The organism is Brevibacillus gelatini (assembly GCF_050920745.1).
Classification (GTDB): Bacteria; Bacillota; Bacilli; order Brevibacillales; family Brevibacillaceae; genus Brevibacillus; species Brevibacillus gelatini.
In genome coordinates, this window is sequence record NZ_CP154342.1 from 976,894 (window position 1) to 1,000,799 (window position 23,906).

Consider the following 23,906-nt stretch of genomic DNA (forward strand, 5'->3'; position numbering starts at 1 on the left):
TGCGTAATGGCAAGATGCGGCTTTCTTGTGGAAAGCAACCGTTTTCGACATGTTTTTCCCTTGCGTTGCTGTTGGAACTTTTTGCTATAATGAGACAATCACGTTATGGAAAAAGGGGTTCTCTGATGCAAAATACGATCCTCATCTGGCTTGGCTCCCTGCTCGGAGTGCTCATTACAGGTTTGATTGGCTACGTGGCGTACCGCTTCTGGTACCATATGGGACGGCTTCCGAAGCCGCCGTTTCAAGAGCTGGAGGCGAAGCCTGCGCCCGAGAACTGGTCGGATGATGAGGTGACGTTTACATGGATAGGCCACTCTACGATTCTGTTGAATGTTTACGGAACCAAAATCTTGACTGACCCGGTATTGGGCGAAAAATTGGGACTTCGCATCGCAGGAATCGTGCATGTTGGCCCGAGACGCTTCACGCCTCCCGCTCTTGATGCTGACGAGATCGGCAGCGTGGATCTGATTTTATTGTCTCATGCCCACATGGATCACGTCGACCTGCCGACACTGCGTCGGCTGGCTCATCCGTCCACGCACGTCATCACTGCCAGCAATACCGGAAAGCTGCTTCGCCGCATGCCGTTTGCCTCCTGCAAGGAGCTTGCTCCGGGGCAAGCCATCACCACAGAAGACGGTGTGACGGTCACGGCAATTTCCGTCAGACACTGGGGCAACCGTTTTCCGTGGAACCATGACTACGGCTACAACGGCTACGTCATCGAGAAAAACGGCGTGCGCATTTTGTACCCTGGCGACACCGCCTACATGTCGATGGAGCACTTGCCGCAGAAGTTTGGACAATTTGACCTGGTGTTCATGCCGATCGGAGCCTACAAGCCCGATTCCTACCAGGCTGCGCATTGTACGCCCGAGCAGGCGTGGCAGATGTTCAAGGAGAGCGGGGGCAAATGGCTGGTGCCGATTCACTGGAACACGTTCGTCCTCTCGCGCGAGCCGGTGGATGAACCGCTGCAGCGCTTGCTTGCAGCCGCGGGCGAGGAAAAAAACCGGATCATTGTCGAGCGGCAGGGAGAGACGTTTGCCTTTCATAAATAGCAACGCGGACGAACTGCATAAACTAGAAGGAATCACTCGCATCCTATAGAATTTATTTTATCAGTAGTTTGTGAGGAGGCATACATATGACGAAAGCATTGCCGCAGCGTTGGGATTTGGATGTACTCTTCCCCGGTGGAAGCGAATCGGCTGCCTTTTTGACCTTTCTGGAGCAGCTGGAAAAGGATATTGCGCAACTGAAAGCCCGCGTGGAAGATGCCGCACTCGCCTTGCAGGAAAAGGGCACATTTTTGGAGGTTGTCTCTCAGGTGCAAAGCATCGCGGTGCGGATGAAACAGGCGGGCGCGTTCATTTCGTGCCTGACCGCGCAAAATGTGAAGGACGAACAAGCCAAGCTGCTCGGCGGCCGGGTGAAGACGATCTCTGCTGCATTCGGCGCCGTGCTGACACGCTGGGATGAACAGCTGCTGCGCATCGACGAAGCAGCATGGAACAGCTTGCTTGAGGACGGGGAGCTGCAGCCGCTCGCGTTTGTGCTGAACGAACGCCGCCGCCGCGCCCAGGAAAAGCTGCCGCCGGAGCAGGAAGTGCTGGCGAGCGACCTGGCTGTAGACGGGTACCACGCCTGGCAAGATTTGTACAACGCCGTGGTAGGCCGCATGACAATCGAAGTGGAGCTGGACGGGGAGACGAAGCAGTTGTCCGTCGGGCAAGCTTCCAACCTGCTGAGCCATCCGGATCGCGCCGTTCGAAGCCAGGTTTTTGCCAAATGGAAAGAAGCGTGGGGCAAGGAAACGGAGCTGTGCGCACAGGCGCTCAACCACCTGGGCGGCTTCCGTCTCGCCCTGTACCGCCACCGCGGCTGGGATTCCGTGCTGCGCGAGCCGCTCGACATCGGGCGGATGCAGGAAAAAACGCTGGAAGCGATGTGGCAGGCCATCGACAATCGCAAAGACCGGATCGTCGCCTACCTGGAGCGCAAGGCGAAGCTGCTCGGCATCGACAAGCTGAGCTGGTCTGACGTGTCCGCTCCGCTTGGAAGCGTGCACAAAAAAGTGTCGTACGATGAGGCAGCTGCGATGATCGTCGAGCATTTCAACCGCTTCAATCCGCGCATGGCGCAGTTTGCCCAAAAGGCGTTTGCGGAAGGCTGGATCGAGGCAGAGGATCGCCCTGGAAAGCGTCCGGGCGGCTTCTGCACAAGCTTCCCTGTGAGCAAGCAGTCCCGCATCTTCATGACGTATGCGGGCAGCGCAAGCAACGTCTCCACGCTCGCGCACGAGCTGGGGCACGCGTACCACCAGCAGGTGATGTGGGATCTGCCGCCGCTCGCCCAAAACTACGCGATGAACGTAGCGGAAACCGCCTCGACGTTTGCCGAGATGATTCTCGCCGACGCTGCGGTGAAGAACGCGGCCAATGACGAAGAGCGTCTCGTGCTGCTCGAAGACAAGCTGCAATCCGTCGTTGCGTTTTTCATGAACATTCACGCGCGCTTTTTGTTCGAGAAAAACTTCTACGAGCAGCGCAAAAAAGGTCTGGTGAGCGCAGCCGAGCTCGACCGCATCATGGAAGAGGCGCAAAAGACGGCCTTCAAAGACGCCCTCGCCGAGTACGAGCCGCACTTCTGGGCGTCCAAGCTGCATTTTTACATTACGAGCTATCCGTTCTACAACTTCCCGTACACTTTCGGCTATTTGTTCAGCCTGAGCGTGTACGCGCGTGCACTGGAAGAAGGCGAGAGCTTCGCGGCAAAATACGACGCGCTCTTGCAGGACACCGGCCGCCTGATGGTCGAGGATTTGGCGAAAAAGCATCTGGGCGAAGACATGACGACCGTCGAGTTTTGGCAAAAAGCAGTCGACCTGGCTGTGGCAGACATCGACGAGTTCCTGCGCCTGACGTAAAAAGGCATGACAGATCAAGCATGAGAAAAGCAGCCTGTCGCTTCGGTGACGGGCTGTTTTTTCATGCTCTCAATAGCCCCGTTCGTAAACTGGCATCCGCGAACATGCTCTTTTCAAAAGGGAATGGAAGTGGTACACTGGAAAAAAACAAAAGTGTTCGAAGGTGATCGAATGAAAAATGCATATTCAATTAGAATCGAATGGAATGTCGTCTATGAATGCATCATCAGCCTGTATGCATACATTCACGAGAAGGAACGAAAGCATTTCCAGCTCGGCAACGCCTGGAAGGAAGAAACGAAGCAGATGCTTCCGGACTCTTTTGCCGATGAACTGGCCGACGAGCGCTGGGAGGTGCTGCACAGGCTGGTGCTTCTGGTCGCGCAAAGCCCGCAGAAACATTCGGTAGAAGCCTTTCTCGGGTGGCTGGAAAGCATTTCGCCGGGAGAAATCTACGAGCGCCTGGCTCCGTGGGTGGATACGATACCGCTCAATCTCGGCGAGCTTCGCGACCATAGCGTGTCGCTTTTGGCGCGGTGGAACGAGCATTACTTTTCCAGGATTGCCCCAGCCATACTGGATAGCCTGGAGCGGAGCGCCGCCGACATGACAGAGCTTGCGCAGAGCATGTCTCCCGTCGAGCTGGTCGACCATGCGTCAAACGGGCTGTGGATCGAGCCGGTGCCGGATTTGCGGGAGGTGGTGCTCATTCCGCAGTACCATTGCGCTCCTGCGGCGGTGCTGGACTTTTACCGTGGACTGGCCACTTGCTTGTATCCGGTGGGAGATGCCGGACAGACGCGGCCGCATCCGCTGGCGGAGCTGTTGCCGCTCACCCAGTGTCTGGCGGATGAAAAGCGGCTTCACATTCTGCGCTGTCTCGCTGAAAAAAACTGCACGCTGGGAGAGTTGCAGCAGCAAGTGTCGCTTGCCAAGAGCACCGTCCATCACCACGTGACGGCGCTTCGCCGGGCAGGACTGATCCGCGCGCACTATGCAGGCAGCACGAACGTCTCTTCCTACAGTTTGCGCGAATCGTTTATCGAGCGTCTGCCTGTTTTGTTGCGCTCGTTTTTGCACAATCGTGAGTAAGGAACCAGACTCATCCGCTTAGGGTGGGGCAAAAGAAGGCAGGGAGAACAAAAGATGGGCAAGTGGAAAAAGGCTTTTGCGGCGTATCATCCGATTGTGCATTTGCTTATGGCGGAAACGGTATTTGTCAACCTGATGCAAATGATGAGCATTCCATTTTTAGCGATTTATCTCAGCGAAACGACGACGCTCACGCCTGCCTACATCGGGCTGATTATTGGGGCCGGGCCATTGGCCGGGACATTTGGCGGTTTTCTGGGCGGGATTTTATCAGATTTGTTCGGGCGGCAGAAGCTTATGGTGCTCTCCATGCTGTTGATGGCGGCAGCGTTTGCGGGGTTTGTCTTTTTGGTGCATCCGCTTTTGCTCCTGCTTGTCAGCCTGTTGCTTGGGTTGGCTGCGTCGTTTTACGGCACTGTGTCGAAGGCGATGATGGCAGATTTGACACCGGAAGAAAAACGGTTTCGCGTGTTTTCCAATCGCTATTTGGCGATTAACCTGGGGGTAGCCATAGGCCCGATGCTGGGGGCGATTTTGGGGATTTCCGGCAGCGGACTTGCATTTATGCTGGCGGCATGTTCTACGGTGTTGTTTGCGCTCGTGCTTTGGATCGCCTGCAAAAAGTATCAGGTGTCCGCTTATGCAGCTGCCGATCAGAGCGCAGAAAAAGCGAGCTTGCCGCAAATCTGGAACGTGCTGAAACGGGATGTCGTTCTGCTCGCGTTTGTCGTGGGGGGAATTTTGCTGGTTACGGTACACGGGCAAATGTCTGTTACACTGTCCCAGTATTTGCGTGAAAATATAGCAGAAGGCGTGGCGTTGTTCGGGGTAATGATGAGCGCCAACGGCTTTACCGTGCTGCTGTTGCAGGTGCCGTTGACAAGGCTGGTCGAGCGCTACTCCCTGTTTTCGCGGATTGCCGGGGGAGCTGCGCTGATGGCAGTCGGCGAGCTGGGCTTCGCTTTTTCTGCCACCTGGGGCTGGTTCGTGGCAGCGATGATCGTGTTTACGGTGGGCGAAATCTTGATTGTGCCTGCCGAGTACGCGCAGATCGACCAGATCAGCCCGGCGCATATGCGAGGCACCTACTACGGCGCACAAAGCGTCAGCACGCTGGGCAGCTTTCTCGGGCCGTGGGCAGGAGGGATAGTGCTTCAGGCTTACGGCGGGCCGCCGATGTTCATGCTGATGGCCGCGATTGCCATGTTTAGCGTCGTGTTTTACTGGCTGGGCCGCAGGCTGCACGAACAGCGGTGTGCGCAGGACGGTGTGGGGAGGAAGGCCGTCAGTTAGGGACAAGGCTTAGGATTGCCATTTTTCATTTCATGCGATAACATAATAGATAACTCTTTTCAAAAGGGGAAATGTTGATGTTGGTGCGTGTTCTTAACTAGGCGAATTGGATAAGGTTCTCCTCTGTTTTTGCAGCAAAAAAGCCACGAATTTGCTGGTTTTCTTTGTGCTGCCAAAAAAAGGGAGAACGCCATTGGTTAAGAACATCGGTCATCCACCTACCCAATCTCATCGACTGCCGGAACCGTGCTCTTTGGCGCGGTTTTTTTGTACAGGAAAGGCCAAGGCAGAGGGGAACCATTGTGTTCTTCTCTGCTTTTTTTGCGTGGGAGAGGGGAGGAATCATCCCTTATGAGAAGAGGTTTACTCATGCATAACTATATCGACGAAACTTATCAAAACGTACAACTGCAAGAAGGACCAAGCGTAATCGAACAGTTTCTTATCCATTGTTATTTCCAGCCGGGAATGCCGACCAAAGAAGTGGCGAGAAAACTCATGCTGCCCGTTCCGGTTGCGACGGCGATCAAAAAAGAGCTGATCCGGGCCGGGGCGCTGCAAGCGACAAACGGCCTGACTTGCACCGAAGACGGCCGGGCTTACACGGAAAACGTACTGGGCTTCGGTGGGCTGGACCGGAAGCTGTTCGACAGACTGATGCAAGATAAAGCCGCCTGGAAAATCGAGCTGTCCGGGCTGTACCAGGAGCTGCAACAAATTATGTCGCGGCGCCCGCAAGTCAACGTGCAGCTTGACCAGGCGAAGTGTACGGCAGAGACGAGTCTGCGCCGGGCGATTCTTTGCCTGCGCAGCCATGCGCTCATCGGCAAAAACATACTGTGTGTGGGCGACGACGATTTGGTCAGCGTCTCGCTTGCCTTGCTGCTCAAACGGCTGTTTCCGGGGAAGAAAGCAGTCTCCGGGCGAATCGAGGTCGTCGACATTGACGAGCGCTTTTTGCAAGTCATTACGGACGTCGCCAAGCAGTACGCCTTGCCGATCCGCTGCCATCGTGCCGATTTGCGCAAGCCGCTGCCAAAGGAGCTGCATCAGCAATACGATTGCTTTTTCACTGACCCGCCGTATACGCTGCAAGGGATGTCGCTGTTTTTGTCGCGAGGGATCAGCGGCTTGAAAAAGCGCAAGGGACTGCCGATTTTCCTGTCCTTTGCGCACAAGTCTCCTGATTTTACGCTGCGCATGCAACAGCAGTTCGTGCAAGCGGGTGTGACCGTCCGCGAGGTTATCAGCCATTTTAACGAGTACGAAGGGGCGCAAATGCTGGGCGGAAAAGGGCAAATGATTGTGCTTGCCACCACCGAACAGACGACGCCAATCGTGGAGCACGCCTTCACAAAACCGCTTTACACCGGAGAAGAGGTTCGTTCGCAGCGTTTGTATCGTTGCAAAAAATGCGCCCAAGTCAGCAAGGTCGGGGCTACGGAAAAGATCGCGACGATTGAAGGATTGAAAAGAAAAGGCTGCCCGCGCTGCCGTCATACCCGCTTCGAGTTGCTCGCTCGCCGTACTGCCATCCGCGACTGATTGTCCGGCGGATGGCATATGGTTAAAAGAGAGGGGGGACACGACGATGGCCTACGAAAAAGCGTTCACGGTCCTGCGAATGGCTACCGGTTTGCTGTTTTTGCTGCACGGACTGGCAAAGCTGCAAAAAGGGATGGGGGCGGTCACACAAATGTTTGGCGATCTCGGCCTGCCGTGGTGGCTCGCCTATCTGGTGCTTGCGATTGAGCTGATCGGCGGACTTGCCTTTTTGCTCGGCATCGGGGCGAAATACGCAGCCTGGGGGCTTGCGGGGGTCATGGCAGGAGCGATTGTGACAGTGAAGTGGAAGCAAGGGTTTATCGGTGGATACGAGCTGGACCTGATTTTGCTCGCGGTTACGATCTGTGTCGGTCTCAAGCAGACAAAAGCAAGACCCGGCTAAGCGAAACAGTCGCTGCCAGGTCTTTTGCATTTACTGCTCCGTCTCCAGATGCTCGTAGCGATCGGCGGGTACAGCGGCGAGAAAAGGTGTTTTTTCCTGGAGGTAGTACAGGTGCAGCTCGTGCATGGCCCGTGTGCAGGCTGTGTAAAACAGCTTGCGCTCGCTTTCCTCGCGGTAGCTTGCAAATGACGCGTCGTAAATGATAACCGCGTCGAACTCGACTCCTTTTGCCAGGTATGCCGGGATGACGAGACAGCCAGTATCGTAGGAGAGGGTCGAGGTCGTAATCAACTGGAGCGGCATGCGGCTGTTCAGCCGTTCATGGGCTTTGGCGGCTTCCGCGGCTGTTTTCGTAATGACGGCAATCGTCTTGTGTTCGTTTGCCAAAAGCTTTTGGATGCGCTCCACAATCCGGTCGGCAAGATCGTCGTGGCTGTGAACCTTCGTCACAGTAGGCAGCCGTCCAGCACGGTTGAAAGGCTCGATTTGCTCGCCGCCTTCCACCAGCTGCCGTGTAAACTGCACGATGGGCAAGGTTGAGCGGTAGCTTTTGGTCAGGACAAATGTCTCCGTCTCCTGCGGGTCAAACAGCGTTGCGACAGTGGCAAAGCTTTCGTTGTGGGACGCATGCGCGTAGATCGCCTGGTTCCAGTCGCCGAGCACGGTCATTTTGGCGCGCGGAAACAGGTTTTTGATGAGGGCAAACTGGAAGGCAGAGTAGTCCTGGGCTTCATCGAGGAAAACGTGGCGGACGAGATTGTTCGTCTGCTTGCCTTCCAATCGTTCCTGCAAGTACAGGTAGGGCGGAATGTCTTCCTGGGCAAGCTGTGCCTGTTCGACTTGCGCCAGCGTCATGGAGCAGATCGCGGGCCACGCTTGCGGAATCAGGTGCTGCTTGCCTGGCAGCAACTGGCTGAGCAGTTGGGGCTGGGCGTACAGCTTTAGATAAGTAGCCTTTCCATCAATAAATTGCAGCGCGGCAATAAAGTCGCGAATCGGCTGAAAATGCTGCTTGACGATCCGTTTTGCCAACAGCTCCTGCTCGCGGCCAAAGTCGTCGAACGTATCTTCGCGAAACTGCTTTTGGCGGCGCAACTGCTGGTACGCGGCCGCATATTCGTCTTTATCCAGCAACTCCATTTCGTCCTCAACCCACGGCTGTGTCCGTTCACGCTGTTCCAGTTGCTTTACTTCTGCAAGCAACGTGCGCGCCACCAGACTCATCCGGTTCGGGATCGGCAGGGAGGTGTCCAGTGCATAAAACAGCTCGTGGATGTGCGCAGCGGAAATGAGCGTCCGGTTGCGGAACATAATCGGGCGAAACACAATTCCTGCCTGCATCAGCCGGTTCGCGTACTGATCCATGGCCCGCAAAAACAGCGCGGACGATTTGAAGCGGATGGCAGCCAGACGTGCTTCGTATTCAGGCTGGTCTTTTGCTGTCAGCACGTACTCCATCTGCTCCAGCGGGTTTTCCAGGCGAAAGACGTCGCCAAGCCGATGCTCGGCGTACTCCTGAAAAGTCGTCTGCTGCATGTTTTCCTCGCCAAGCTCCGGCAAAACCGTCGAGATGTAGCTGTTGAACAGCGAGTTGGGGGAGAACAGGACGATCTGCTCCGCAGTCAGCGTCTTGCGGTAGCGATAGAGCAAATAGGCGACGCGCTGCAGCGCCGCAGACGTTTTGCCGCTGCCGGCCGCACCGGAGACGATCAGCAGGCGGCTTTTTTCGTTGCGGATGATCCGGTTCTGGTCACGCTGGATCGTTGCGACGATGCTGCGCATTTGCGAGTCGGCTTGCTTGCCCAGCACTTCCTGTAGCAGCTCGTCGCCAATTGTCACCCCCGTATCGAACATGTGCAGCAGCTTTCCGTCGCGGATGATGTATTGCCGCTTGCACGTAATCTCGCCAAAGACGACTCCGCTCGGCGTATCGTACTGGGCAGGGCCCGGCGAATAGTCGTAGTACAGGCTGGAAATCGGGGCGCGCCAGTCGTAGATGAGAAATTGCTCGTCGCTTTTGTCCAGCAGCGAGGCGATACCTAAATAAATGCGTTCGGAGTGAGGCTCCGTTTCTTCCCGAAAATCAATCCGGCCAAAATAGGGAGAGCGCAACAAACGCTGCATGGTGCGCAACTGACGCTGGGCATGACGGTGGCTGCGCTCCCGCTCCGACAATACTTCAGCCTGCTGCTTGATGCTGACGTAAGTTTCAATCGCCTCGGTGGCATCCTCGAAGTTGACGGTCACATCGTCCCAAAAATGCTTGCGGATTCCGACAATATCTTCACTTACGACTTTTGCCTGTTCTGTAAGTTCCGCAATCCGCCTGCTGATTTCTGCGACGACTGCCTCAACCCGTTGTTGTTCGTTTTGCCTGTCTTGTTCAGTAGCGCTCATGGTACCGCTCCTTTTTCATTCCCCATTTTTTGATCTGAAGGTTTGACAAATGAAATCCAATGTGGTACTATTATATTGGAGATATAATGTACGGATTAATAAAGTCGACCTAAAGACCAATTTCCATTGTAGCAGACGGGAATTGGATTTTCAACTTGCGTGCGTGAAAATAATGGAGTCGATTGCGAAGACGGTGCAGAATGCATACGCCTTCGCTTTTTTGTTTTGGTTTGGGCAAAAAGGACCGTTGCTTGCTTGTCAGAGCGTATGTAACGGGAAAAAGCAGCGGGCTTTTTCCTTAATACGGTCATCCTTCATACAGGGGCTGTTCCCACCAGCTTACGCCAAAAGAAAAGGAAGTTTTTTCACCTGCATTCGGGACGCGCAGCACCATAGCCATGCCCGGAGCGATTACCCACTGTCCATGCGGCTCAGCTCCTGCCGAGGTCAGAGGGAGAATGATCCGCGTGGACGCAAAAACGCCATCCCGCTCGTCGTGAGCGTCCTCTGCTCCAAACATGATTTGCCCCTGGGCAGCAGGACAGGCTGCGAGCTGGATGTAGCCGGATGTCACCTGGCTCGACGTCTTCGCCCCGCTGATGCTGGCGGCTTTGCCAAACCAGGTGTAGGCTTCCAGAGGCGCGGGAGAGAAATTGGTGAGGAACCACTGGTTTACGTATAAAAGAACGCTGGAGCGCAGCGGGTTAACCAGCGAAGCAAAGCTGAGCTTGCCGTCCGAAACGTCCATTTTTTCCGTCTGCCCCATGTACGATTTGCACGGATCGGCCAGCGGGTGGGCGTAAGGGCTGTTCCGGTTCAAATGCGCCGGGGGAGGCGGCGTGGGGAAAGGAAAGTATCCCATCTGCATGTACATGTCAGGCAGGCTGTAATAGTAGGAGGGACGCGCATAAGGGGATTTCGTCATGATTTCCTCTCCTTCGCGGTTCAGTTAGTGCCAGCCCTACAGCATATGGCATACGTCCAGCGAGGGTGTCGCCGAGTTGGCAAGGCAGAGCGCGTGCCAGCACTTTCTACCGAAAAAAAGAAAAACGCCCAAACCAGCAAGAGTTGGGCGTCAGCGCGAAGCCAGGGATCTTTTACGAGACAACTTTCCAGGCATGGATGGCAAGCAGCGCCCAGCCGATGAGGAAGAGTACGCCGCCTATTGGTGTAATGGCCCCAAGAACCTTGATCCCGGTCATCGCCAGCGTGTAGAGACTGCCGGAGAAAATGAGCGTTCCGGCGGCAAAGCACCATCCAGCCCAGGTAAGGCCCGAAGAGTCCGGGTACCATTTGAGCAACAGGGCGACAAGCACAAGTGCCAAAGCGTGAGTGGTCTGGTAAGTCACTCCGGTATGGAAAATGCCGATTGAATATTCGTCCAGCTTCCCTTTCAGGGCGTGGGCGCCAAATGCGCCAAGCGCGACAGAAAGAAAGCCGCTCACACTGCCCAAAAGCAAAAACAGCTTCATGCGTAATTCACTCCTTCTGCGATCTCAACTGTGCACGTATGTCCACTGTCATTGTACCGCACAACGCTGCGCCGTGCCCAATTGCAATTTAATGAACAGGATGCCGGACGGACAGACCAATTGCAGCAGATGCCGTTTTTCACAAGAACCATGGCGTCTTTTCCCCATCAGCCCCATATACATAAAGTAGGCTTTTGGCGAATGGAGGGAGAAATGCAATGACAGGCGATGAACGCAAAGAACTGGAGCGAGCCATTGATGAGATCACGGAGATAGCCAAGGGGTTCAACCTTGATTTTTTTCCGATGCGATACGAGATATGCCCGGCGGATATTATTTACACGTTCGGCGCTTACGGAATGCCGACCAGATTTTCGCACTGGAGCTTTGGGAAGAGCTTTTACAGAATGAAGCTGCAATACGACCTGAACCTGAGCAAAATTTACGAGCTGGTCATCAACTCGAACCCGTGCTACGCGTTTTTGCTCGACGGCAACTCGCTGATCCAAAACAAGTTGATCGTAGCCCACGTGCTGGCTCACTGCGATTTTTTCAAAAACAACGTGCGCTTCTCGAATACAAATCGCGATATGGTTGAGAGCATGGCGGCCAGCAGCGAGCGGATTCGCCAGTACGAAATCGAGTACGGCAAGGAAGCGGTCGAAAGCTTTCTGGATGCGTGTCTTGCGATTCAGGAGCACATCGATCCGAGCCTGCTTCGTCCCAAACTAAGATGGAAGCGGGAGACCGAGGAGCCAGCCAAAAAAAGCAAGGGCGAGCGCACTTCGCCATACGATGATCTGTGGCGCCTGGACCGCGAGGAAAAAGTCGAGCCTGATCCCGCCAAGCAGGTGCGCAAATTCCCGCCCGAACCGGAAAAAGATTTGCTGTTGTTCATCATGGAGCACAGCGATGTACTGGAAGATTGGCAGCGGGACGTGCTGACGATTATTCGCGACGAGATGCTTTATTTCTGGCCGCAGTTGGAGACGAAGATCATGAACGAAGGCTGGGCGACCTACTGGCACATGCGCATTCTGCGGGAAATGGAACTGACGGAGTCGGAGACGATTGAATTTGCCAAGCTGCATTCCTCGGTCATCCAGCCGTCGCCGACGAGCATTAATCCATATCATCTGGGTTTGAAAATTTTCGAAGACATTGAACGACGCTGGGACAATCCGACGAAGGAAGAGCAGGAGCGTTACGGCCGCAAGCCGGGAGAGGGCCGTGCCAAAATTTTTGAAGTCCGCGAACTGGAGTCAGACATCAGCTTTATCCGCAACTTCCTGACAAAAGACTTGGTGAGCGATCTGGACTTGTACATGTTCGGCAAGCAGGGCAACGACTGGGTCGTGACCGATACACAGTGGGAGCAGGTGCGGGACGGTCTTGCGGGCGCGCGGGTCAACGGCGGCTTCCCGTATGTGCTTGTGCATGACGGAGATTATTTGCGCGCAGGCGAACTGCTGCTCAAGCATCACTATGAAGGACTGGAGCTGGATGTAAAGTACGTGGAGAAGACACTGCCCTACATTTACACGCTGTGGGGGAAAAATGTCCACCTGGAGACGACAGTGGAAGATCGGCAAGTGATGTTCACGTACGATGGCAAAAAGGTGCACCGCCGCTTTTTGTGAAGAAGAAAAAGCCGTACGTCCGGTTGAGACAGCAGCCGGCTGTGCGGCTTTTCTGCTGCGCCGGGCAGGATTTGGCTGCTGGTTGTGGAAATTTTCCGAAGAAAGTGCGGTTTACCTACTTCCCGGGAGGTTTTCACATGACAAAGCACGTAGCAGTAATCGGATCAGGAGTTATGGGGCACGGAATCGCCCAGGTTTATGCGTTGGCAGGCTTCTCTGTTTCTCTGTATGACTTGCAGGAAGAATTGCTGCAAAAAGCCAGTGCGAGCATCGAGAAAAGTCTGTCCTTGCTAAAACACGAGGGGGTCATTACCGAACAGGACAAGTCTGCCGCGCTGGAGCGGATCGTGCTGACTACCGATTTGCCACAGGCGGTAGCCGATGCAGATGTGATTACCGAAGCGGTGCCGGAAGTGATTGAGCTGAAGTGGCAGCTGTTTGCAGAGCTGGAACAGTACGCGAAGCCGGAGGCGATCATCGCTTCCAACACTTCCACGTTTTCGATTGCGCGGCTGATTGAAAAAGCGCAGTCGCCGCACCGTTTTATCATCACCCACTTTTTCAATCCGGCGCAGTTGGTTCCGCTGGTCGAGATTGTGCGCCACGAAAAGACAGCGGAGGAAGTCGTCGCGGCTACGGTCGGGCTGATGAAGCGGATTGGCAAGGCGCCTGTGCTGCTGAAAAAGGACATGCCGGGCTTTATCGCCAACAGGCTGCAGGCGGCCTTGATGAGAGAGGCGTTTCATTTGCTCGCGGAAGGCGTGGCCGATGCAGAGGAAATCGACACGGTCATGAAAGAAGGCATCGGGTTTCGCTGGGCGTTTGTCGGTCCGATCGAGACGGCCGACTTCGGTGGACTGGATACGTGGAAGCGGGTCATGGACAATTTGGCGCCAGAGTTGGACCAGTCGACAACGGCTCCGGCGATCATCGCCGAGCGCGTGGAAAAAGGCGAGTTGGGAACCAAAACAGGGACGGGCATCTACTCATACGAGCATATCTCCGTCGCAGAAAAGCTGCATGCCCGAGACGAGCAGTTCATTCGCCTGGCCAAGCTGAAAAAAAGCGGCGGGAACTAGAGCAGGGCACATCAAGGTCGGGGTTGATCCCGGCCTTTTTGGCGTTTGCACGGGCGGTTTACAGATTGCTCCTAAAAAATCTTGATCGAGTTACCGATATTAGTCATTAAGGCTTATAGCGAAAGACCTGCTTTAGCCAAATTTAACGAAGAAAGAGGATGAGCAACGATTGAAAAAATGGTCGCTAGAATGGCTCAAAAGCTTTAAAACAAAGCTGATCGTGACGTTTCTTTTGATTTTGATTGTCCCCTCCCTCATCGTTGGAGGTTTCTCATTCCAGCAAGCCAGGCAGGAAATTGACAAGCAAATCATGAAGAGTGCAAGCGAGAATGTCACGCTCGTCAACACCATTATCAGCAACACTTTCGAGCCGAAAATGAAGGATGCTGACTATTTGGCAAAAATCATCAGCAAGGACATGTACACGGGCACCGACAGCCCGGAAGTGATGAAGTACCTCGATCTTTACATGGGATTGAATCCGGAATCGGCCAGCGTCATGCTGGGAACGACAGACGGCCAATACTACTGTTTGCCCAAGCAGGAAGTGAGCGCAGACTTTGATCCAAGGACGCGAGACTGGTACAAAATGGCGATGGCCAACAAAGGGAAAGCCATTATTACCGAGCCGTACATTTCGGCGATCACGGGAGAAGTTCTCGTGGCGATTGCAAAAGTGACGGATGACGGCTCGGGAGTCGTCGGGATCACGATGGGCATCGATCAGATCAATGAGGTCGCCGGCAGCGTCAAAATCGGCACCGACGGCTATGTGATTGTGCTCGACGGGTCGAAAAAGTTCGTGGTGCATCCGGAAGAGAAGGTTGGGGAAAAAGCGGAGGATAGCTTTTACGAAAACTTGTACCAGCAACAGACTGGTCAATTCTCCTACCTGCTGAAAAACCAGCCCAAAGTGATTCACTACCTGACGAACGAGATTACGGGCTGGAAAGTAGCTGGCACGATGTATAGCAAGGAGGTGGACGATGCCGCCAGTCCGATCTTTTCCCAAACGATCTGGACCATTGCTGTCTGTCTGCTGGTGGGCGGGGGGCTCGTCTTTGCGATTTTGCGGTCGATTATTGTGAGAATCGAACGGATCAAGGAGCATGCAGTGCGGGTCAGCCAGGGGGTTTTGACGGAGGCAATCGAAGTGCGGGCAAGCGATGAGATCGGCGAGCTTGGCCGTGCGTTTAACATGATGCAGGAGCAACTGCGTGCGCTCATTTCCGATGTGGAGGCGAGAGCCGAGCTGGTGGCGGCTTCCTCCGAGCAGTTGACGGCGAGCGCCCAGCAGACGAGCATTGCAACAGAGATGGTGACGACCGCCGTTCAGGAAGTGGCGGGGAGCGCGGAGAAGCAAAATGGTTTGATTGAGGGCAATGTGCATTCCCTTCAAGAGGTAGTGGAGGGAGTCGGCCAGATTACGCAAAGCGTTCAGGCGCTCTCCGATATTGCCGCGAAAACGACAGAGCAGGCGAACGAAGGCGGCATCTCGGTGGAGCAGGTTATGGGGCAAATCAACTCGATAAATCACTCGGTAGAAAAGTCCGACCAGATGATTCGATCCCTGTATGATCGCTCCAAGGAAATCAGCTCCATCTCGGACGTCATCAGCGGGATTGCCCAACAGACCAATTTGCTGGCGCTCAATGCCGCGATCGAGGCCGCACGCGCAGGCGAGCACGGAAAAGGCTTCGCTGTCGTCGCGACCGAAGTGCGCCTGCTGGCCGAGCAATCCCAGGAGTCGGCGAAGCAAATCTCCGAGTTGATCGCAGAAATCCAGAAAGAAACGCGACAGTCTGTAGACAATATGGAAAAGGTCAAACAGGATGTGGAAAAAGGCATGACGCTCTCCGAGGAGACGATCCAGAAGTTCGCCGACATCATCATGAGTACGGATCAAACGAATCCGCTCATCCAGGAAGTGTCGAGCATCGCCGGGCAGATCGCGGCTGCTGTCCAGGAAGTGACGGCAGGGGCAAACGAGCTGGCTGTAATCGCCAGAGGCAATGCCGAAACCGCGGAGGAAGTAGCTGCTTCGTCCGAGGAGCAACTCGCCTCCATGCAGGAAATCTCTTCGTCGGCACAGGCGCTGTCCTCATTGTCCGAGGAACTGAGAGGGCTAATCAACAAGTTCACGTACAAATAGACAGGGAGCTGTGCCTCCTGCAAAACGAAACACCCCTTGCCCGTTTGAAGCGAGCAGGGGGTGTTTTTGACTCGAACAGCTACAGATCGCGAGCAATATGCGGCTTGCTGTAATGACTTGTGCCTCCGCCGCCAACCAGGATTCTGCCGCCTTTGCCGAAGATGAGCAATTTTCTTGAGCCATCTGACAAAAGCACGGTGATTTTCGCCCGGTTCGCGGTTGCGATATAGATGACATATCCGCTTCTCGATACGACAGTACGCCAGTTTCGGTCAAATTCCGAACGCAGAACCCGGTTGGAGTACACTTGATTTTCTGCGCGTGTCACTGTTTTTTTCATCTGCGATCAACACCTCCTGTCCCTTCACTGTATGCAGCAGCATGATAACGGTGTGGACAAGTGTGCGTAGATAAGCCCCTATTTTGGTTGCAGCGGACTGGCCGACGTACTATGATAGCAGCATGGAAAGCAACAAGCAGAAATGAGGTATGCGCCAATGAATGAGCGTGTTACCAGCACGTCCAGTCCAGGCGTCCATCCCGAGTGTGCGAGGGCGATCCGCCAGCTTTTGCAGATGCGAAAACCAAAGCGTGCAGACTATCTGGCGCTTCGCACATACGGGAATGATCGCTATTCGTCCATGGGCTGGGAGGAACTGCAATCGTATATAAATGAAAAGACGGTAGTGATCGTCGAGCAGTTTGAAAACGAACAAAACATCATGTCCGCACTGCGCTGGGTGGCGAGAGGACTGCCTGTCTGGCACGCAATCCGCAAAGTGAAGGCGGATTACTCGGTGTACGGGTACAAGGGGCAACGGTAGGCGAGCTGCTGGCACGCCCCAAATGGCAAGAGAGGAAAAGTCTGTCAAGTGGCAGACCTTTTTTGTTTTTGGTAACATTTACGGCAAAAAAGCGCGGACAAATCCGAAAAAAATACTGCACGGGAAAATGAAAAGGTCTATTATTGTCACTATCATCATATTTGGGGGGAGCCATCATGACAGAATTCTTACTTAGCTTACTACAGATTATTATCGTCAATCTGGTCTTGAGTGGGGACAACGCCGTCGTGATCGCGCTGGCTTGCCGCAACTTGCGACCTGAGCTGCAAAAGAAAGCTGTTTTCTGGGGTGGCTTCGGAGCGATCGGGTTGCGGGTCATCCTGACCTTTATTGCCATTTGGCTGCTCCAGATTCCGTTTGTTCAGGTAATCGGGGGATTTTTGCTCATCTGGATTGCCGTCAAGCTGTTGAAGGGCGAGGAAGAGGAAAGCCACATTGGCGGCGGCACGAACATGCTGGAGGCGTTGAAAACGATTATTTTTGCCGACCTCATCATGAGTCTGGACAACGTCATTGCGGTGGCAGGGGCTGCGAACGGAAACATGCTGCTCGTCATCATCGGACTTTCCGTCAGCATCCCGTTGATTATTTGGGGCAGCCAGTTGTTGATGCACTTGATGAACCGTTTTCCGGTCATCGTGCTGTTGGGGGCGGCTTTGCTTGGGTACACAGCAGGCGAGATGATCGTCGGCGACAAAGTAGTCGGAGCGTTTCTGGAAGGGGTGTTGCCAGCGCTGCACATCATTTTGCCGGTCGCTTTGGCACTGGTGGTCATTGCTGTTGGCACGTACCTAAAGCGCAAGCATGAAAAAGCAGAGGAGGACCGCGTCGCACAAGACCACGCGGAAATACTGTAGCCATGGAATATCGGGACTGGTCCATTCTTCAGACGTTGTATCGGGAACAAAACATCACCAGGACGGCCAAAAGCCTCTACTTGTCCCAGCCTGCCCTGACCAAACGGCTGCGGCAGATTGAAAAAGAGTTCGGCGTGCAAATCGTCCAGCGCGGCAGGCGGGGCGTCCACTTTACGCCAGAAGGGGAGTATTTGGCGAGTTGCGCAGATGAAATGCTTTTGCGTCTGCGAAAAATCAAGGAGCACGTCGCCAATATGGGCAAGCAGGTGAGCGGCACGCTGAGGCTGGGCGTCTCCAACTATTTTGCCCACTACAAGCTGCCGGGGCTGTTGCGGCTGTTCAAGCAGGAGTATCCGCTGGTAGAGTTCAAGGTCTTCACGGGCTGGAGCAAAGACGTCTACCAATCCGTGTACAACCAGGATGTGCACGTCGGTTTTGTGCGCGGCAATTACAACTGGCCGGATGGCAAGCTATTGTTGTTTGAAGAGAGCGTGTGCATCGTCTCCAAAGAGCCCGTCGATATAGCCGATCTGCCGAACCTGCCGCGCATCGACTACAAGACAGACCCGCTTTTGCAGGCGCTGGTGGACAGTTGGTGGGCTGAAAACTACTCTTCGCCGCCCCGGATCGGCATGGAAGTGGACAAGGCGGATACGTGCGGCGAAATGGTCGCAAACGGGCTCGGCTACGCCATCCTCCCTCGCCTGGTTGCAGAAGGCAAAGAAGACTTGCACCTGATCGAAATCAAGGATGCCGCGAACAAGCCTGTCAAGCGCAGCACCTGGATGTTTTACCACGAGGCTTCCCTCGAACTGCAAAATGTGAGGGCCTTCGTGAACTTCATGCAGCGCATGGACTATCCGCATTCGTATTAAACACAGCCAGAGCGAGCGGGCGATCCGCCGCAGACCGCTGCTTCGGGAACGGGCTGACGCGTCTCGAAGGCAGCGTTTTTCTTTTTCTGCCATTCGCGCAAGGAATCGTCCGCGATAACGAATCGCTATTTTTCAGATGGCTTTTTCTGGCGTACACTGGAGGTACAGCAAGGAGCAACAAAAGCAACGTCAGACAAGAAAAGAGGGGTCCGCATGCTTATGCTTCGCATATTGCTCACGCTGCTGCTCGGTTCCGCAGGCGGCTGGCTGTTTGCCAACGTGCTGCACAGCCCGCTGCCGTGGTTGCTCGGTTCCCTGCTTGCGACTGTCGCGGCGACCATGCTCGGGGTGCAAAAGCTGTGGATACCGGGCTGGTTCCGCCAGGCAGGACTGATTGTGATCGGCATATCGCTTGGCCTGCGCATGACGCCGGATATTTGGCAGACCATGACAGATCATATCGGTTTGATGCTGATCGCCACGCTGCTGACTGTGCTCATCAGCCTGCTCAACGCGTGGATTTTTTACAAAATGGGCAAGGTCGATCGGGTTACGGCGATTTTCAGCAATATACCCGGCGGCCTGTCGGAAATGGTGACGATCGGTCAGTCTGTCGGCGGCAATCAACAGGTGATCTCGATATTTCACTCGCTGCGTGCGGTGACAATCGTTTTGTGCACGCCTTTTTTCATCTCCTGGCTGTTTGACGGGCACGCTTCGTCTGCGGCGGCGTTGTCGACTGGCAGTAACGTGCTGGAGTGGCTTCCGACCATTTTGCTTGTCACAGCCAGTCTGATCGGTGCGCTGGTGGCTGCCCGCTGCTCGATTCCCGCGCCGTATTTGCTTGGACCGTTGCTGATTGCCGCAATCGTTTCCCTAAATACACCGTGGACGGGCGAGAATCCGGCACTTGCCGGAGAGCTGGTCAAAGCCGCGCAAGTGTGGATCGGGGTCAGCATCGGGCTTGGTTTTCGCAAAGAAGACATCCGCAAGCAAAAGCGTTTTTTCCTGCTCGGCTCCATGCATGCGCTGCTTTTGTTTTGCATGGTGGCGGCGATGGCTGGAGGTTTGGCTTTTTTCGCCAACATGGAAGTGGCGACGAGCATTTTGGCGACGGCACCTGGCGGGATTGCCGAAATGAGCTTGACCGCGATGTCGATCGGGGCAGATCCGCTGCTTGTGACAGCCTTTCAGTTGTTCCGCGTCCTGTTTGTGCTCACACTGTTTTCCTTCGGCGGGCGTAGCTGGGGAAAACGGCATCGGGCCGAGGCGGCAGCGACTTTGGACAGAACCGCCTGACGCAAGCACACCGGAGGGCAGTTATAAAATCCGGCAGCACCAACCGAATACGAAAGCCTGCAGCCTGTTTGCGAGAGCGAAGCTGCAGGCTTTTTTTATCGGGACAGGCAAAAATCGTCTACGGATCAACAAAAAACGCCGCTTCACAAGTAAGACACAAAGGAAGAATATAACAACCCCTTGTCCAATAGGTTTGCGAAAAAACTTTTGACAAATTTTTAATAAAAAATTGAACAAAACATGAACAAAAAGTGAATTTTATGTTACAATAAGTTCAACGAAGAAAATGGTGCAAGGGAAAATTCTAAATGACAGGGGTTTTGAACCATGAATACAGATAAAAAAGCTGCTGATGTACTGAAATGGATTGCCTGGACTGCCATTGTGATCGGCGGATTGCTGATGGCGTTTACTGCAAGCGATTTCAGGGCGGATAACTTCCCGTTGATGGTGTCTATCGGATTTTTGATTGCAGGCATGAACATCTTCATCATGAGCACGGTGTTCCGCTTGCTGCATCTGCGCAAACAAGAAGCGTAACCGGATAAAGTCAACTTTATACATGAAACCTCTCATTTTTTCTAAATCATGATGAGAGGTTTTTGTTTTTCCGCAGCAGGTGCACACCAGCAGCCTTCTTTTGGAGCCGTTCCAAAGGGAGGCTTTTTTATTGAAAGTGAAAAGAGAAAAGCGCCATCGCAACATTTGGATATTATACCCAAATATGGGTTTGTATGTGTATACAAGGGGAATCCTAACAAGAATTTGAGCAACTAGTGTCCGCTTCGTGAACACTTTGTCACAGAAAAGCTACGAAATATTGAACGTCCGCAAAATGAAGTACAAAAGTTCTTGGTCTCTGCTAGTATGAATATGCGGTTAGCAGTGTGTTCACTGTCATTAAAAAAATCTCTGCTGAGTCCTGCTCGAAGATGGATTCCATCCTCTGCCGCAATAGACTCAGAGGGAAGGCGAACGCGAAATAGCGGACGCATCATCAGCTAGATGCTTGTTGTTTTGTGAAAGAGGAGGGATTAGGAGAATGAGTGGAGGAAAAATGCTAAGGCAAATCCACTTTTGGATCTTGGCAGTGGTAACTACCGTCCTGCTTTCAGGCTGTGGTAGTGAGTATCTTGTCTTGAATCCTAAGGGGCCTGTAGCAGAGACGCAGTACAATCTCATTATTATTTCTACGATATTGTGCGCCGTCATCATCGTTCCGGTTCTTGCGCTTACCGCTTTTATCGTATTTCGATATCGGGATAAACCGGGTAACAAGGCAGCATACAAGCCGGAGTGGGCACACAACACGGCCCTCGAAGCAATCTGGTGGGGAATTCCGGTGGTTATCATCGCGATCCTGGGGTACTTTACCGTTCGCGATACGTATGTGTTGAAAGAGTCTCCGAACAAAGAAGTGGCTCCAATGACGGTACAGGTTACTGCATTGGATTGGAAATGGATGTTTACTTACCCTGAGCAAAACATTGCGACAGTCAACCATCTGGAAATTCCGGTTGGCGTACCTGTTCACTTCCAGATTTCTGCGGAAGCGCCGATGAACTCCTTCTGGGTTCCTTCTCTGGGCGGTCAGGTCTATGCGATGGCAGGAATGGCGACCGAGCTGTACTTGCAGGCAGACGAGCCAGGCGAATACGCCGGGTTCAGCTCCAACTTCTCCGGTGAAAAGTTCGCTCACATGCAGTTCAAGGTGGTAGCGAAGCCGAAAGAAGAGTTCGATCAGTGGGTCAAACAAGTAAAAGGCACCAGCCCGGCCATGACCAAAGAAGATTACAACGAGCTGAAAAAACAAGGATTGTCCGAGACAAAGCTGTACTCTGCCTTCCCGGAAGGCTTGTTTGAAGAGATTGTGGAACGATACAGCCATGGTCACGATATGGAGCATGTCATGCAAAAGCAGCCAGCTCCGACAGGTGACAAGCCAAACGAAACCTCGCAAGAGACTCAGCAGTCAACTGATATGAGCAACATGCATGGAATGGATCATTCCAGCATGAAACATTAGGAGAAAGGGAGGAGGAAAACCACGTGTGGGAGGACATTAAAGAATTTGCATCCACGTTCTTCGTAACTGGTGACCCGTTGATTTACGGTGCGGACGTATCGATTGTGCTCACAATACTCGCGATCGTGTTTGTCCTGACCAAATACAAAAAATGGGGTTGGCTCTGGCGTGAATGGCTGACTACCGTTGACCATAAACGGATCGGGATCATGTACCTGATTTCATCGCTTCTCATGCTGTTCCGCGGTGGGGTGGACGCCCTGCTGATGCGTCTGCAGCTGGCATTCCCGAATCTGGAATTCCTGCATGCCGACCACTATAACGCGATCTTTACCACTCACGGTACGATCATGATTTTGTTCATGGCGATGCCGATGATGTTCGGTTTGTTCAACATGGTCGTTCCGTTGCAAATCGGGGCGCGCGACGTTGCGTTTCCGTTTTTGAACGCACTCAGCTTCTGGCTGTTCTTCCTTGGTGCGATGCTGTTCAACCTGTCTTTTGTGATCGGGGGTTCCCCGGACGCAGGTTGGCTGTCTTATCCGCCATTGTCGCAAAACGATTTCAGCCCGGGACCAGGGCAAAACTTCTGGATCTGGGGTATTCAGATCTCCGGTATCGGTAGTTTGGCAACCGGTATCAACTTTATCGTAACGATTCTCAAAATGCGTGCACCTGGTATGACTCTTTCCAAGATGCCGCTGTTTAGCTGGTCTGTTCTGTCGTCCAGCATCATGATTATTTTTGCTTTCCCAATCCTGACTGTTACGATTGCGCTCTTGTTCCTTGACCGCTTTGCAGGTGCACACTTCTTCACAATGGACGGCGGCGGTAATCCGATGATGTACCTGAACCTCATCTGGATGTGGGGGCACCCAGAGGTATACATCGTAGTTGTACCAGCGTTCGGTATCTTCTCTGAAGTAGTGGCGACCTTCTCGCGCAAACGCATTTTCGGATACAAATCCATGGTGTGGGCGATGATGGTTATCGCGATTGCATCGTTCTTCACATGGGCTCACCACTTCTTCACAATGGGTACAAGCGCCAGCGTTATCGCCTTCTTTGCGATATCGACGATGGTCATTGCGATCCCGACCGGTGTGAAGGTGTTTAACTGGCTGTTTACGATGTTCCGTGGTCGGATATCCTTTAAACAGCCGATGCTGTGGACGATTGCCTTCATTCCGTGCTTCCTCGTAGGGGGAGCGACAGGGGTTATGCTGGCGGTAGCTCCGGCAGACTATCAGTACCATAATAGCTACTTCCTGATCGCCCACTTCCACCAGGTACTGATCGGTGGGGTTGTGTTCGGGTACCTCGCAGGTATTTACTACTGGTGGCCAAAACTGTTCGGCTTCAAGCTGGATGAGAAGCTGGGACGTTGGGGCTTCTGGTTCTGGAACATCGGTTTCTATATTTGCTTTATGCCGCAATACGCGCTTGGTTTCATGGGGATGACTCGCCGTTACTACACATACGGCTGGGATCGCGGTTGGGAAGACCTCAACCTCGTATCGACTGTCGGTGCGTTCATGATGGGGATCGGCTTCATTTTCCAAGTATGGCAAATCACTTACAGCATCAAGCACGGAGAACGGGATACGACAGGGGACCCATGGGATGCACGTACCCTGGAGTGGTCGATTCCATCTCCAGCGCCGTTCTACAACTTTGCTACCGTTCCGCAAGTGAAGGAAGCGGATGACTGGTGGGCAACAAAACAAGCAAAAGCTAATGGCACGTATAAACCAGAGCCGGTGCATTTGGAACCGATTCATATGCCGAAGAACTCGGGTATCCCGATCGTCATGTCGACCTTCTGGTTCTTGATCGGATTTGGATTGACCTTTGGATGGGTATGGATGGCCGTAATTGGATTCATCGGAGTTGCCGTGTGCATGTGGGTACGCTCCTTCCAATATGATACGGATTATTACGTACCGGTGGATGAAGTGCGTCGCACGGAGGCTTCACTGGGGAGGGTGTTGTAAGG

20 protein-coding genes are annotated in these 23,906 nt (G+C 53.7%); 16 read left to right on the plus strand and 4 right to left on the minus strand.

All coding sequences use genetic code 11. From position 1 onward, the window contains the following. The first annotated feature begins 125 nt into the window (after positions 1-125). From AAFJ72_RS05075 to AAFJ72_RS05100, 6 genes are all read left to right on the plus strand, one after another. Entirely contained in the window at positions 126-1,067 is a 942-nt protein-coding gene (locus AAFJ72_RS05075) for an MBL fold metallo-hydrolase (RefSeq protein ID WP_432776291.1), read from the plus strand. A gap of 86 nt (positions 1,068-1,153) precedes the next feature. Beyond that, on the plus strand, positions 1,154-2,935 hold the full coding sequence (locus tag AAFJ72_RS05080) for a M3 family oligoendopeptidase (protein WP_432776292.1): 1,782 nt from the start codon (positions 1,154-1,156) through the stop codon (positions 2,933-2,935). Between the two features lie 171 nt (positions 2,936-3,106). Continuing rightward, positions 3,107-4,027, plus strand: a complete 921-nt coding sequence (locus AAFJ72_RS05085; RefSeq protein WP_432776294.1) for an ArsR/SmtB family transcription factor — start codon at positions 3,107-3,109, stop codon at positions 4,025-4,027. A gap of 54 nt (positions 4,028-4,081) precedes the next feature. Then, a complete protein-coding gene (locus AAFJ72_RS05090; protein ID WP_432776295.1) occupies positions 4,082-5,320 on the plus strand; it encodes an MDR family MFS transporter in 1,239 nt (412 codons plus the stop codon). Positions 5,321-5,689: 369 nt separating this feature from the next. Beyond that, a complete protein-coding gene (locus AAFJ72_RS05095) occupies positions 5,690-6,865 on the plus strand; it encodes a bis-aminopropyl spermidine synthase family protein (protein WP_432776296.1) in 1,176 nt (391 codons plus the stop codon). A 46-nt stretch (positions 6,866-6,911) separates the two neighbouring features. Continuing rightward, complete coding sequence (locus tag AAFJ72_RS05100) at positions 6,912-7,268, plus strand: DoxX family protein (protein ID WP_122904381.1); 357 nt, start codon at positions 6,912-6,914, stop codon at positions 7,266-7,268. Positions 7,269-7,298: 30 nt separating this feature from the next. On the opposite strand, the gene helD is transcribed toward AAFJ72_RS05100, so the two are convergent. The 3 genes from helD to AAFJ72_RS05115 all read right to left on the minus strand — a co-directional run bounded on the left by helD (position 7,299) and on the right by AAFJ72_RS05115 (position 11,137). Then, positions 7,299-9,665, minus strand: coding sequence for an RNA polymerase recycling motor HelD (gene helD / locus AAFJ72_RS05105; protein ID WP_432776297.1), 2,367 nt, complete (start codon positions 9,663-9,665; stop codon positions 7,299-7,301). 307 nt (positions 9,666-9,972) lie between these two features. Then, positions 9,973-10,590, minus strand: coding sequence for a DUF6143 family protein (locus AAFJ72_RS05110; RefSeq protein WP_432776298.1), 618 nt, complete (start codon positions 10,588-10,590; stop codon positions 9,973-9,975). A gap of 172 nt (positions 10,591-10,762) precedes the next feature. Continuing rightward, on the minus strand, positions 10,763-11,137 hold the full coding sequence (locus tag AAFJ72_RS05115; RefSeq protein ID WP_122904378.1) for a DUF423 domain-containing protein: 375 nt from the start codon (positions 11,135-11,137) through the stop codon (positions 10,763-10,765). Positions 11,138-11,355: 218 nt separating this feature from the next. Between AAFJ72_RS05115 and AAFJ72_RS05120 the strand changes: the two genes are divergently transcribed. The 3 genes from AAFJ72_RS05120 (at position 11,356) to AAFJ72_RS05130 (ending at position 16,008) form a co-directional block, all read left to right on the plus strand. Beyond that, entirely contained in the window at positions 11,356-12,777 is a 1,422-nt protein-coding gene (locus AAFJ72_RS05120; RefSeq protein WP_432776299.1) for a SpoVR family protein, read from the plus strand. A 137-nt stretch (positions 12,778-12,914) separates the two neighbouring features. Next, positions 12,915-13,856: a 3-hydroxyacyl-CoA dehydrogenase family protein gene (locus tag AAFJ72_RS05125; RefSeq protein ID WP_432776300.1), complete on the plus strand. Its 942-nt coding sequence runs from the start codon at positions 12,915-12,917 to the stop codon at positions 13,854-13,856. Between the two features lie 169 nt (positions 13,857-14,025). Continuing rightward, positions 14,026-16,008 (plus strand): methyl-accepting chemotaxis protein, encoded by a 1,983-nt coding sequence (locus AAFJ72_RS05130; protein WP_432776301.1) that lies wholly within the window; start codon positions 14,026-14,028, stop codon positions 16,006-16,008. 79 nt (positions 16,009-16,087) lie between these two features. Here the strand turns inward: AAFJ72_RS05130 and AAFJ72_RS05135 are convergent, their stop codons facing one another. Further along, complete coding sequence (locus AAFJ72_RS05135) at positions 16,088-16,348, minus strand: hypothetical protein (protein ID WP_122904372.1); 261 nt, start codon at positions 16,346-16,348, stop codon at positions 16,088-16,090. A gap of 157 nt (positions 16,349-16,505) precedes the next feature. Here AAFJ72_RS05135 and AAFJ72_RS05140 point away from each other — a divergent pair, with 157 nt between their 5' ends. The 7 genes from AAFJ72_RS05140 to AAFJ72_RS05170 all read left to right on the plus strand — a co-directional run bounded on the left by AAFJ72_RS05140 (position 16,506) and on the right by AAFJ72_RS05170 (position 23,904). Continuing rightward, positions 16,506-16,832, plus strand: coding sequence for a hypothetical protein (locus AAFJ72_RS05140; protein WP_432776302.1), 327 nt, complete (start codon positions 16,506-16,508; stop codon positions 16,830-16,832). A 176-nt stretch (positions 16,833-17,008) separates the two neighbouring features. Further along, entirely contained in the window at positions 17,009-17,710 is a 702-nt protein-coding gene (locus AAFJ72_RS05145) for a TerC family protein (RefSeq protein WP_122904370.1), read from the plus strand. A 2-nt stretch (positions 17,711-17,712) separates the two neighbouring features. Beyond that, positions 17,713-18,585, plus strand: a complete 873-nt coding sequence (locus tag AAFJ72_RS05150; RefSeq protein ID WP_432776303.1) for a LysR family transcriptional regulator — start codon at positions 17,713-17,715, stop codon at positions 18,583-18,585. 213 nt (positions 18,586-18,798) lie between these two features. After that, on the plus strand, positions 18,799-19,884 hold the full coding sequence (locus AAFJ72_RS05155; RefSeq protein WP_122904368.1) for an AbrB family transcriptional regulator: 1,086 nt from the start codon (positions 18,799-18,801) through the stop codon (positions 19,882-19,884). A gap of 327 nt (positions 19,885-20,211) precedes the next feature. Further along, entirely contained in the window at positions 20,212-20,424 is a 213-nt protein-coding gene (locus AAFJ72_RS05160; RefSeq protein WP_122904367.1) for a hypothetical protein, read from the plus strand. Positions 20,425-20,926: 502 nt separating this feature from the next. Then, positions 20,927-21,910: a ubiquinol oxidase subunit II gene (locus AAFJ72_RS05165; protein ID WP_432776304.1), complete on the plus strand. Its 984-nt coding sequence runs from the start codon at positions 20,927-20,929 to the stop codon at positions 21,908-21,910. Positions 21,911-21,933: 23 nt separating this feature from the next. Next, complete coding sequence (locus tag AAFJ72_RS05170; protein WP_122904365.1) at positions 21,934-23,904, plus strand: cbb3-type cytochrome c oxidase subunit I; 1,971 nt, start codon at positions 21,934-21,936, stop codon at positions 23,902-23,904. Positions 23,905-23,906: the final 2 nt, after the last annotated feature.